Below are 12,119 nucleotides of genomic sequence, written 5' to 3' on the forward strand. Positions count from 1 at the left end.
ATTGGCCGATTACCCGGTTATGTATTATTCATCATGGGTTTTAATAAATACCTGTTTCACATTTTCTGAGCGCATGGTATAGGGAACCCAAATCATCCCATAAAACAGTATCCTGAAAATATCCCTGATTGTACTGTTTTCTGTTCCTGGAACATATTTTTCAATATTGACAAATTTGTAGGTTATAAGCAGCAAGAGGTTACCAACAACAATGCTGGCAATATAGTACATGAATATCCTGGGGAAAATATCCCTTTTTTTAAAAAACCAGTAAACAAGGGCAAGGTTTGCAGTAATCCAGGTTGCTGACAATACCAATTCTAAAAGGCTGGTATACATCAGGCCATTACCTGCCATTGATTGAAGTGTCTTATAATTGGATAGGTTGAAAAAATCGTTTTTGATAAAGTTGTATACCTGGAACAGGAGTGATATGACCAGGGTTATGCCGAGAAAGATAGTCCAGGCATTGAATTTGTCTTCATAATTGATCCTGCTATTCCCGGGAATGTAATACCTGTTATACCTATGAAAAAGCAGGTATCCCCCGCTGCCGATTATCATACACAATAAAACTGCCGGCCAGTATATGTTCTGGCCTGGTAATGTAATTTTAGGTTGGTTACCTGTATCCGTCGTGTTTTTATACAACTCAAACTGGAGGGTGTTGTCTATCTTTTTATAATCGGTTTTAAATGCAGTTACTTCATCAGCCGGAATATGGTCTTTTAAGGTTTTAAATGCGTAATTAAGTTCAATCCTGTTGCCTGAAAATGCCGGACTGAATTTATAGCTATAGGAATTTGTCGAAAGTTCAAGTGGTTCAATAGGGAAGGACCAATCCTGCGGCATCCTGATTTTTATGGAATACCGGAGATCTGCCGGATAATTCAGCGAAAGCGGAGCACCGCCATAATGGTTTTTCGGGGAAATTAGTTTTTCCATTATTGCTTTCGCAACAACAGGCATTTCTTTCTTGCCTTCTTCCGAGTAAGTCCAGATTTCAGGGATAATATAATTTTCTTCAATCAATATCTTGTTAGCGACACTATCATCCTTGAAATTAATATCGCCAACCATTTTTATACTATCATAAATACCTGCATAATAGTCTTCATATTGCTTTACAATATCAGCATGGCTGTTGGAAGAATAATATTCACGGATCATATCTGCAGCCCCGCCAAAATATTCCGTGTTCACTTTCAGGGTGCTGTTACCTTCACCGGGAAACTTCACATCTAAAGACTCTTCCACAATGGTATTGTTAACAGGACCTGGAGCCACATCAGAAAATTCAGCGACGCCTGGTTTTATTACCAATGCTTTTCCATAAGCGGGTATATATAAATTTATTAGGCTACCTCTCTGGCCACTGGAAGTAGGATCTATAAATAAGTAACCATCCGACCTTTGCAAGGCTACAATTGCATGATTGAAGACTCCGGGCGATGGCGCTTCTTTTTCAACGTTATTGCGTAAGCTGGTATTTAAAAGTGCTATATAGGCCGGAATTTTCGCATATTGTAAAATCCTTGCCAGTAAAAGGGATTTGTCTTTGCAATCGCCATAACCTTGCCGCAATACCTGGTTTGGATCATGCGGGCGATGGGAATAAACACCCACTTCAAATCCCAGGTATCGCACCTGGTCCTGTACAAAACGGATAGCCAGTTCAGTGAAAAGGTCGTTATCGCCTTGTGCCTTGCTTTGCAGTTCCTTTATTTTTTTTACCAGTTCATCTGAAAAGGGATAGTTATAGGAATTGAATACACCAAGCGCCCATTCACCAACTTCCTTCCAATTGTTGAATTCTGTAACTGTGATGTAAGGATAATCATCGAACCAGGATGGAACAGTTGCCTGGCTTTCCCATGCCCGCAATACCGGCTGTTTCCATTGGTGGAGCAGGAGTCCATTTACACTTCCAGCAACCGGGGCTGCGGCCTGGTTGAACAAATGAAGATTGAGTTTTTTTGCCGGATCGCTAAGAATACTGATAAAATAATTGGTAACGGGAGTGCTATAGCTGAAGTACTGCGACCAATGGAATTTATTTTTGAATACCGGATTGTATCCAACTATTGAATAGGCAAAATCAATCCTGTCTTCTTTGTGTGTATCCTCCAGTACAACAAATGCCCTTTTCTGGTTATTGTACTGGTAATTACCTGATTCAGTTTCTTCTTCGACGACTTTAATTTGCCCTGGGGTTAACCGGCTGATAATTTTTCCATTCCTTATCAGGTTAATATAATGGAAAATGACTTTTTCATATTCAGGTGAAAATTCAACCGATACTTCAGATGCACTTTGTACGCCTGATTCATTAATAATATGCCTGACTAAATGGTGGTATTCCGTTTTAGCGGGGACATTAACCTGTAAATCTGCCAGGTCCAAAAAATACCCGTCACTAATTTCTTTTTCAGCAGGTTTTTTAGAATAATCCGGGTCTATATTCAGTAACCAGGAAGGGGCCGGGGAAATTGCAGGTTTTTGGGCAAATGAAAATAAGGTGATCAGGCTTACTGATGCAATAAGGGTTAAGGTTTTCAGCATGCTTTGGCAGGTTTGCATGAGCCAATATAATTATTAAATTTTATCAGGCATGTTTAAGTGCTTCCCTTTTTGCCAAACCATTAATTGCTGCCTGTTCTACAAACAATTCAACTGCTGCAGGATCAGTACGGTGGTATTGCCGGAGGCTCCAGCCAATCGCTTTCTGGATAAAAAAATCTTTTTTATGCTTAACCCTATTGATGATTGCAAACAATAACCCGGAGTCGGTTGCTTTTTTATAGTTTAGCTGGAACAGGATTGCTGTCCGGTTCTGCCAAAGATCATTTGTAGCAGACCAGGCTATCATTTTTGGAGGTTTATGCTTACCTGCATAATAGGTTCCGATAAGTTTTGATGCAATGAAATCAACGGTATCCCACCATGGCTTCCTGTTCACCAGCGAACAAAAAAAAGGGAGGGATTTGTTATCCCATTTCTTACGGGCAGCATACAATAATTCCATCGCTATATACTGGAATTCTCGTTCAGGCTTGTTCCAGAGTGCATCTGCCAATGCGATAATTTCAGCATTATCAAGGTCTTTGGCTTCCTTCATAAATCGGGCTGAAAGTGTTTTGCGCAATGGCTGTTTAATGCCCAGGTAGGGGAAAAGGTTTTTCATGTATCTGGCCATAGGCAGCGCCAGCGCAGGATCACGGTGAAATTCCATGGCCGGAAGGAGTTCTTCCAGTAGTTGTTTTGTTTTCTTCTGCATATTCATCCTGCTATGTCTAACCACCAGGCTTTTGACGGATTGCTGCCATTTATGACCAGCGGTTCCCCGATTCTGGGGGTAGCAATCGGTACTCCTTTCTCAGCTGCTTTGGTGGTGACCCTTATGATGGGTTCATTCCAGGCATGATAGGCCAGCGCGAATTTTCCCCAATGTACGGGAAGCAGCATTTTAGCGCCCAGGTCGATATATGCCTGCACCACTTCTTCAGGCTGCATATGAATATAGGGCCAGTATGCATTGTATTGGCCACATTCCAGGATTGCGAGGTCAATTTCACCAGCGGCCTTTCCAATTTCAGCAAAGTGCAGGTCATAGCCAGAATCACCCCCGATATAAATTGTAAAACCAAAAATATTGAGCAGGTAGGAAGTCCAGAGTGAGCCACCCCTTTTAAATCCCCTTCCTGAAAAATGCCTGGCTGGTGTACTTGTTATGGAAATATATGGTGAGAGTTGATTTGACTCCCACCAATCCATTTCGATGATCCGCTCTTTACCAATTGACCAGTTTTTAAGATTTGCAGCCACACCTAATGGCACGATGTACTGTTTGGTCCGTTGGTTCAGTTCAACCATCGTTTTTTTATCCAGATGATCATAATGATTATGGGTTAGCACCATGTAGTCTATGGTGGCCGGCATATCTTTTGGGCCATATTCATTGGAGCCCGGAAATGCCTTTACCAATGAAGAAATTGGTGCAGCAGAACCACTAAAAACCGGATCTACCAGTACGTTGATGCCATTAATATTTATCAGGTAGGAGGAATGCCCGAACCAGATTACCGTTGGTTTGTCGGAACTTAATTCCTTAAGGTTGGTTTGCACAGAGGGCAGGGGCCCAGGCGGATTTACTGATTTCGGCTTATTTAAAAAATCCCGCAAAATTTTAAAAGTTGAAACTCCCTCTGCCATCATTGGAGTTGTGGAAAGGTTCTGGAAGGCACCATTGCGAAAATTGGGTGAATTTTTGATCTTGTCCATATAGAAAAAGAATTACAGCAGGAAACTACAAATGTTCTTTTTTTTCCAATAAAATGACCTTTCCTTCGTTATGCTATTTGGCAAATGTGCCTAATAATGAATAGATTATAATTTTTTGCAGGATAAAATGAACTACAGATGAAGCGTATCCGACTCCTTTTTTTCATGGCGACCATTTTGTTTTCGACGATAGCGGAGGCACAGAAAACATGGAAAAACGGCCGGCTGCGTGTGAGCGCCGACGGACATTTTCTGGAAACCACCAATGACCGGCCTTTTTTCTGGCTGGGTGACACTGGCTGGGAACTCTTTCACCGGCTTGATTTTGAAGAAATACAAACCTACCTGGATGACAGGTATGCCAAGGGTTTCAACGTAATACAGGCTGTAATCCTGGCGGAATTTGATGGCATTAAAAAGCCGAACCGCTATGGTGCAATTCCCCTTAACAATTTTAATATCGAAACCCCGAATCCGAGATATTTTCAATTAGTGGATACCGTTGTAAAAATGGCTGCCCAAAGGGATATGTTCTTGTGCTTATTGCCTACCTGGGGAGATAAAGTAACACCCAAATGGGGTACAGGGCCGGTTATTTTCAATGAAAAAAATGCTTATACCTACGGGAAATGGCTGGGCAACCGGTATAAAGATGATGAAAACATCATCTGGATGTTAGGTGGTGATCGCCCGCCACAGAAAGATACATCTGATTGGCGGCCTATTTGGCGCGCTATGGCACGGGGAATTCGTGAAGGTGCCGGTTATAAGGCTTTTATTACTTACCATACCTGGGGTGGTGAAAAAAGCACTTCACAATACTTACACAAGGAGGAGTGGCTTAATATGAATACCATGCAAAGTGGCCATGGCAGCGGCCATGATGTTCCGGTTTGGAAATGGATTGATCGCGACTTTAAATTGCCTAATCCAAAACCTACCCTGGATGCAGAACCGAATTATGAAGACCACCCGGTAAACCCATGGCCAAAGTGGAATCCCAAGGATGGTTTTTTTGATGATTATGATGTGCGCAAGCAATGTTATAGATCTGTTTTTGCCGGGGGCTGCGGTGTTACCTATGGGCACCACGGTGTCTGGCAGTTTTACAGTGAAAGGGAAGAGCCTATTACCTATGTTGATCGCAGCTGGACCAACGGGCTTGACCGACCGGGTGCTTTCAGTGTCAGTTACCTTCGTAAACTGATTGAATGCAGGCCTTATATTGGCCGTATCTATGATCCGTCGATGATTGTAGAAGGACAGGGTGAAAAAGGGGAATTCATCACCGCTTTTCGGGGTAAGGATAATGATTATGCCATGATCTATATCCCGGTGGGTAAAACAATCAAAGTGAAGACAAGTTTCATGAAAAGTTCAGATGTTAAGGCATGGTGGTTTGATCCCCGTATAGGCCTTATGGTTAGGGGTATATCTTCTTACCGCAAAGATATTATGAGTTTTACACCACCAACGAAAGGGGTGGGGCAAGACTGGGTTTTGGTACTTGATAACCCGGATTATCAGTACCGGCCCCCTGGCAAATAAGACAAGGGTTGCTGGTCTTCCTGTGCATGCTGGTAAACAAACCAGGCAACAACAATTGTCGAAACCAGGAAATAGGTGATGAGTATTGGTTGTATAAATGAAAATATCCGGCTTGCGCCAAACCAGTCTTTCTGGTAAAATAGAATGGCTATCCCGGTTATATTTTTTATCAGTTCCCAGATAATGGCAGATTTATTCCGGTCCATTAATTCAGTGAATGCATAGACCATCAGGAAAATAAAAAGTCCGTATAAAAATATTCCGGGAGATCCGATGCCGGCAATATTCCCAAAAAAATAACTAATGAAAAGAAGGCAGCAGGTTAGTTGTACCCAACTCCAGGCTTGCAGGGAATCTGATGCTTTAGGGTTGTACTTTTCGAAGTGATAGGGATCCTCTATTTTATAAACCGGGTATTTTTCTGCAACATCGGCCGGTCGCCAGCCTGTAGGCATTAACCAGATGCGGAATTTATCTTTCCAGTCTGCAGCTCTCCAGGCATCTTTTATTAAAAGCCAAAGATGCTGGAAATTTATTTTAACAGGATTCCAGGTTTGTGCAGGCCTGGTTATACCATAAACAGGCGGAATAGTTTCCAGTTCTTCCTGGAAGGTGCCAAAAAGCTTATCCCAGAAGATGAAAATCTGTGAATAGTTTTTATCGAGGTACTCCGGGTTTAATGCATGATGAACGCGGTGGTGTGAGGGCGTTACGATTATTTTCTCCAGGAATCCCATCCGCTTTATATGTTGTGTATGGTACCAGAACTGTGCAAAGAGGTGCAAGGGGGCTACAATAGCAATTACTGCTGAAGGAACACCTAACAAAGCCGCAGGCAGCAAAAGGATACCGAAAATCTGGACAAAGGAGGAGATGCTTTGGCGTAATGCACAGGCCAGGTTAAACTCTTCACTGCTATGGTGAATGATATGGTTGTTCCAGAAAAAATTGTATTCATGGGCAATACGGTGGGTCCAATAACCTGCAAAATCCAGCACCATGAATGCAATAAAATAGGTCAGCCATCCATCCGGAACATGTATAAGGGCGAAATGCTTTAAAAGCCATCCATAGCTGATTATGGCAATGCTCAGGCCCAGGACATCCTTGGTAACATTTGTTATGCCCGAACTTAGACTGGAAATCATATCCATATTGCGTACGGTATCAAAACCTTTTCTCCAGCCATACCATTTCTCCAGCAGAACAAGCAATAAAAATACTGGCATTGCAATGAGTAATATTTTTCCATAGGTTTCCATATAGCAAACTTCGTTTCTGCAAATTTAGCCAGAATTGCCCACTGAACCGATAATGTACTGTTTTTTTGATCCCGGTCATCTTTATGGGCCGGGTCCTTCTTTATCCTTGTCTATAACCCATTAAATTTGCAAATCTATGCAGGCAATAGTTATTGGGGGTGGAATAATTGGTTTAAGTTCTGCCCTTTATCTTCAGCAATCGGGGTGGCAGGTTACAGTTATCGACAAGGATGGTCTTTTGAATAACTGCAGCTATGGCAATGCAGGATATATCTGCCCCTCTCATTTTATACCACTTGCAACACCAGGTATCATCCGGCAAGGCCTGAAATGGATGTGGAACCCCCAAAGTCCGTTTTATATTCAGCCCCGGGCCAGCTGGCCCCTGATTGACTGGGGTTGGAAGTTTATGCGAAGTGCCACGCCCGAAAAGGTCCGGGCTGCAGCCATTCCATTGCGGGATATTGCGCTTTTCAGCCAGCGATGCTACATGGACTGGCAGGGCATTGCCGGATTTGATATGGCCTATGAGCACAAAGGGCTTTTGGAATATTTTCAAACACCAGAAAAAGAAGAACATGCGCACCATACCTGCCAGCAGGCTAATGACCTTGGGCTTGATGCAGTGGTGCTTTCCCGGGAAGAGGTGCAGGCCATGGAACCACAAACAAAATTAGCTATTAATGGGGCTTTATATTTTAAGTGTGACGCCCATGTATACCCGAATAAAGTAATGGGGTCACTGATCCGGCATTTAAAAGCCCTGGGTGTGCAATTCAGGACCCATGAAGAAGTCACAGGATTTGAAAAAAACAATGGCCGGATAAGCGGGGTCAAAACAAACAGGGCAATGTATTCACCCGATATCATTGTTTTAGCCTCAGGTTCCTGGAGCAGGGAACTTGCGGCAGGAGCCGGACTGAAAATTCCCATCATGCCGGGAAGGGGTTATTCGATAACCCTGGAAAATTCATCCAATAAACTGAATTATCCGGCTGTACTGATGGAAGGCAGGGTAGCCATCACCCCAATGGATGGCAATAAAATCAGGTTTGGCGGCACCATGGAAATTACAGCTACAAATCAACCACCCCGGATGGGCAGGGTGAAAGGCATAATCGATGCTGTTAAACGTTATTTGCCCGATTACCACATACCAATGCCCCAGGAAAAAGAGGTCTGGTTTGGTTTTCGCCCTTGTTCAGCAGACGGGATGCCTTATATCGGGAGAAGCAAATCCGTCACTAACCTGGTTGTTGCAACGGGCCATGCTATGGTGGGCATGAGCCTTGGAGCCGGGACCGGTAAACTGGTTGCAGAAATCGCCAATGAGTTGAAGCCATCGGTTGACCTGATGCCATTTTTACCTGAGCGGTTTCAATGATCCTGCACCTTATCGTATTTAACTAGATATTAGTGGGTTGGTTTGCTAACTTTACCATCAATAATCGCCAAATGGAATGTAACGCTACGCAATTCAGTTACCGGCAAACCGGGTTGTTCAACGAGATTGTTAATGATTATTTGAGCGGGGCATCAGCTTTGCGTTCATTTTATGAATACCCGGTAAACAGGGAAGGCATTTTTTCGGCTATCCAGGCCCGTCAGGCATTTGCGACAAACAGGGATTTGCTGGCGAACGTATTGCAGGAACAGTATGCTAAACTGCATGGTTATGAAACTGGGTCTTCACCGGCGAGCCTCGTTGCTAAAAATATCAGTCTGCTTCGGCTGGACAATACTTTTACGGTTTGTACTGCACACCAGCCCAATATTTTTACCGGCTACCTGTATTTTATTTACAAAATACTGCATGCCGTAAAGCTTGCAAATAACCTGTCACAGGATTTCCCTTCGTTTAATTTCGTTCCTGTTTTTTATATGGGAAGTGAAGATGCGGACCTTGATGAATTGGGAAAAGTTTTCCTTAATGGAGAAAAGCTGGTTTGGGATACTAAACAGGGTGGGGCTGTAGGAAGGATGACAACGAAGGGATTAGAAAAGCTGATCAACAGGATAGAAGGCGAACTCTCCGTGCAGCAATATGGTACCGAATTAGTTGCGATACTTAAAAAGGCCTATCTCAACAGCCCGGATATCCAAACCGCTACTTTTACTTTACTGCATGACCTTTTTGCAGAATTCGGGTTGGTAGTGCTGATTGCAGATCATCCTGAACTTAAAAGGGAAATGGAGGCTGTTTTCTCAGATGACCTTTTTAACAATACACCATCTGCCATTGTAACTGCGACAAATAACCGATTATCTGAACATTACAAAGTGCAGGCGAATCCACGGGACATTAACTTGTTTTACCTGAAAGATGAAGTCAGGAACCGCATTGAAAGGAATGGTGAAGGTTTTCATGTTGTTGATACTACCATAAGATTTACTGCAAACCAATTGAAGCAGGAACTTAATGAATACCCGGAAAGATTTAGTCCGAATGTTATACTACGCGGACTTTACCAGGAAACGATTTTACCCAATATCGCTTTTATTGGCGGTGGGGGTGAACTGGCCTACTGGCTTGAATTGAAAGACCTTTTTCATCATTATAAAGTGCCTTATCCCGTGCAGGTTTTGAGAAATTCCTTCCTGTTGCTCGAAGAAAAATGGTCTAAAAAAATAGCTGCGATGGAATTTGATACTGCTGAATTTTTTAAACCCGCCGCAGAAATATTGAATGACCTGGTGAAAAGGGAAACTGTTGTGCAAATCCAGCTGGACCAGGAAATCAGTGAAGCCAGAACATTTTATGCACACCTCAGGAGTATTGCTGTTAAAGTAGACAAAACACTGGAAACACATATACTTGCCCAGCAAAAAAAAGTATTGCAGCAATTGGAAAACCTTGAGAAGAAACTATTAAGGGCGGAGAAGAGAAAATTCAGTGACCATTCGCGGCAGATAAGCACTATTAAGGCAGCCTTGTTTCCAAATAATAATTTGCAGGAGAGGGTAGAGAATTTTATGCCATTTTACGCGAAATACGGACCCGAATTTATCAGGACTATTTATAACATTTCACCTTCTTTGGACCAACAGTTTATCGTATGTACTATTAACCAGGAGCAGGTCGCTGAAAAAAGCGTTAAGTTAACAGGTTCCGTCATTGATCCATTGAGGTAAACTCAGTCGAAACTATTTGGTTGCCCCCCGGCTTTGAGTTTATTTACTTTTGCCAGTACTTCCTCTTCCAGCGAAGCTTTATAGGCAGCAACCTTGTCGCCAGTAACTGGGTCAAATGCACCTATTATTGAAGCAGCAAGTATGCCCGCATTTTTAGCTGCATTAAGGGCAACGGTTGCTACCGGGATGCCATTAGGCATTTGCAGGATGGACAAAACTGAATCCCATCCGTCAATTGAATTAGAAGATTTAATAGGAACACCAATAACAGGTAAAGAGGTTAAGGAAGCAACCATTCCTGGTAAATGGGCGGCGCCACCTGCACCGGCAATAATTACTTTAAGCCCCCTTTCCCTTGCCCGGCTGGCATATTCCACCATTCTTTTTGGTGTCCTGTGGGCAGACACTACAGTCAGTTCATAGCCAATACCAAATTGACTGAGCATATCGGCGGCGGCCTGCATAATGGCAAGGTCTGAATCAGATCCCATAATTATGCCTACTTGCAAAGCTGATACTTGTTGGTTTATTCCGGATACTGACATAATGCTGTTTTTTAGTTTTACCCTACCTGATTATTTCTCCCTTTAATCTCATTAATTGAATTTCGGCAACTTTTGCGTTATACCTTGCAGCAATGAGGCGGTTATATGCTTCAACCAGGCTGATTTGCGCATCCCTCAATTCAATATAGGTGCTTACCCCTTGTTTGAACCGCTCCAATGCGATATTTACGTTTTCTTTTGCCAGTAAAATATTATCCTCTTCCAGCAACAGGTTTTGCTTTTGCAATTCATAATCCTTGAATGCATTTTTAACGGCTACGTCTACCTGCAGTATCTGGTTGTCATACTGGACTTCCTGTTGCAGGATGGAAAGCTTGGCTTGCTTTACCTGCCTTGTAACGTTAAATCCATTGAAGATGGGAACTGTAGCAGTAAGTCCGGCTGACAGACCTGAAACCTGCCTGTATGGCAACTGGAAGGGGTTTATATTCTGGGTATTATTAACCATGTTAAAATTATAATTACTAACGAGACTAATCTTTGGATAATACCCTGATTTCACTTCCCTTAAAACAATTTTAGAAATATCTATGTTCTTTTTAAAGATTTGAAGGTCCGGATTAGTCTGGTCAATATTTGTAAGGATATTGTCGAGGGTCAGATCCTGTTTTATCGGGATGGTATCTAATACATCATAGTTTATACCTTTTGATACGCCCATCAATTGATTCAACTGCTCTTTCAACTGGAGTATTACCGTATTTTGCCTGTGTTGTGATGAAATGAATGCGTTGAGGTCAACTTTGGCCTGCAGCAATTCCGGTTTAGCACCCAAACCCACAGATAATTTTTTATCAGCAAGTTTAACCCTTTCCTCGCTGATTGATTTCTGTTCTATAATGGCATTCAGTTGTTGTTTTTGCTGAACGATATCATAATAAGTGCGCACTACATCAGCTATGCTGTTGGCAATTTGGGTTTTAATGCCCAGTGAGCCCATCTTAACCAATTCTTTAACATGGTCGCGCGTTGCAAACATCAGGAATCCGTCAAACAGGACCCAGTTCATACCTACGCCGGCTACCCAGTTATTTGATTTTGAAATGCCGGAAGTATCAGTACGGCCCGGCATACCTTTAAACTTATTGGTTTCCGTGTTACGGTTGAAAGTCCTGGAAACATTACCGTTCAGGGTGGGCAGGAAAAAGGTATAGATATAAGATTCATCAATACCATATGAAGTTGAATCCAGTTTTGATAACCTGATATCGTAGTTGTTGGCAAGGGTTGTTGCAATAGCCTCTTCAACAGTTAATTTTTCCTGTGCACTGATTCCCGTAATACCTGTAATAAAAAGAAATAAAATAATTCCTATTCTGCGTTTCATATG

9 protein-coding genes are annotated in these 12,119 nt (G+C 42.5%); 3 read left to right on the plus strand and 6 right to left on the minus strand.

Going from position 1 to position 12,119, the window contains the following annotated elements:
- Positions 1–24 precede the first annotated feature (24 nt).
- From LAQ65_RS01950 to LAQ65_RS01960, 3 genes are read right to left on the minus strand one after another with little or no spacing between them, the layout of a single operon-like run.
- A complete protein-coding gene (locus tag LAQ65_RS01950; RefSeq protein ID WP_224115246.1) occupies positions 25–2,562 on the minus strand; it encodes a DUF3857 domain-containing protein in 2,538 nt (845 codons plus the stop codon).
- Between the two features lie 43 nt (positions 2,563–2,605).
- The gene (locus LAQ65_RS01955; protein WP_224115247.1) at positions 2,606–3,277 is read right to left on the minus strand and encodes a DNA alkylation repair protein; all 672 of its coding nucleotides are present in this window, start codon (positions 3,275–3,277) and stop codon (positions 2,606–2,608) included.
- A 2-nt stretch (positions 3,278–3,279) separates the two neighbouring features.
- Positions 3,280–4,281, minus strand: coding sequence for an MBL fold metallo-hydrolase (locus tag LAQ65_RS01960; protein WP_224115248.1), 1,002 nt, complete (start codon positions 4,279–4,281; stop codon positions 3,280–3,282).
- Between the two features lie 138 nt (positions 4,282–4,419).
- On the opposite strand from LAQ65_RS01960, the gene LAQ65_RS01965 reads away from it, so the two are divergent.
- Entirely contained in the window at positions 4,420–5,829 is a 1,410-nt protein-coding gene (locus LAQ65_RS01965) for a glycoside hydrolase family 140 protein (RefSeq protein WP_224115249.1), read from the plus strand.
- Here the strand turns inward: LAQ65_RS01965 and LAQ65_RS01970 are convergent.
- Entirely contained in the window at positions 5,805–7,058 is a 1,254-nt protein-coding gene (locus tag LAQ65_RS01970) for a sterol desaturase family protein (protein ID WP_224115250.1), read from the minus strand. The two genes, LAQ65_RS01965 and LAQ65_RS01970, sit on opposite strands and share 25 nt — an antisense overlap.
- 169 nt (positions 7,059–7,227) lie before the next feature.
- Between LAQ65_RS01970 and LAQ65_RS01975 the strand changes: the two genes are divergently transcribed.
- Together LAQ65_RS01975 and bshC are read left to right on the plus strand one after the other, a co-directional pair.
- Positions 7,228–8,475, plus strand: coding sequence for an NAD(P)/FAD-dependent oxidoreductase (locus LAQ65_RS01975; protein WP_224115251.1), 1,248 nt, complete (start codon positions 7,228–7,230; stop codon positions 8,473–8,475).
- Positions 8,476–8,546: 71 nt separating this feature from the next.
- On the plus strand, positions 8,547–10,223 hold the full coding sequence (gene bshC, locus LAQ65_RS01980; protein WP_224115252.1) for a bacillithiol biosynthesis cysteine-adding enzyme BshC: 1,677 nt from the start codon (positions 8,547–8,549) through the stop codon (positions 10,221–10,223).
- A gap of 2 nt (positions 10,224–10,225) precedes the next feature.
- Here bshC and purE read toward each other — a convergent pair whose 3' ends face one another.
- A complete protein-coding gene (purE, locus tag LAQ65_RS01985; protein ID WP_394369713.1) occupies positions 10,226–10,714 on the minus strand; it encodes a 5-(carboxyamino)imidazole ribonucleotide mutase in 489 nt (162 codons plus the stop codon).
- A gap of 76 nt (positions 10,715–10,790) precedes the next feature.
- A complete protein-coding gene (locus LAQ65_RS01990) occupies positions 10,791–12,116 on the minus strand; it encodes a TolC family protein (protein ID WP_224115254.1) in 1,326 nt (441 codons plus the stop codon).
- Positions 12,117–12,119: the final 3 nt, after the last annotated feature.

Source organism: Flavihumibacter profundi, from assembly GCF_020076305.1.
Taxonomy (GTDB): domain Bacteria; phylum Bacteroidota; class Bacteroidia; order Chitinophagales; family Chitinophagaceae; genus Flavihumibacter; species Flavihumibacter profundi.

Excerpts from the sequence above, each read along its gene's own strand:
- LAQ65_RS01970 (WP_224115250.1), bottom strand. The coding sequence starts at position 7,058 with ATGCCAGTATTTTTATTGCTTGTTCTGCTGGAGAAATGGTATGGCTGG.
- LAQ65_RS01960 (WP_224115248.1), bottom strand. The coding sequence starts at position 4,281 with ATGGACAAGATCAAAAATTCACCCAATTTTCGCAATGGTGCCTTCCAG.
- LAQ65_RS01965 (WP_224115249.1), top strand. The coding sequence starts at position 4,420 with ATGAAGCGTATCCGACTCCTTTTTTTCATGGCGACCATTTTGTTTTCG.
- purE (WP_394369713.1), bottom strand. The coding sequence starts at position 10,714 with ATGGGATCTGATTCAGACCTTGCCATTATGCAGGCCGCCGCCGATATG.
- LAQ65_RS01950 (WP_224115246.1), bottom strand. The coding sequence starts at position 2,562 with ATGCTGAAAACCTTAACCCTTATTGCATCAGTAAGCCTGATCACCTTA.
- LAQ65_RS01975 (WP_224115251.1), top strand. The coding sequence starts at position 7,228 with ATGCAGGCAATAGTTATTGGGGGTGGAATAATTGGTTTAAGTTCTGCC.
- LAQ65_RS01955 (WP_224115247.1), bottom strand. The coding sequence starts at position 3,277 with ATGCAGAAGAAAACAAAACAACTACTGGAAGAACTCCTTCCGGCCATG.
- bshC (WP_224115252.1), top strand. The coding sequence starts at position 8,547 with ATGGAATGTAACGCTACGCAATTCAGTTACCGGCAAACCGGGTTGTTC.
- LAQ65_RS01990 (WP_224115254.1), bottom strand. The coding sequence starts at position 12,116 with ATGAAACGCAGAATAGGAATTATTTTATTTCTTTTTATTACAGGTATT.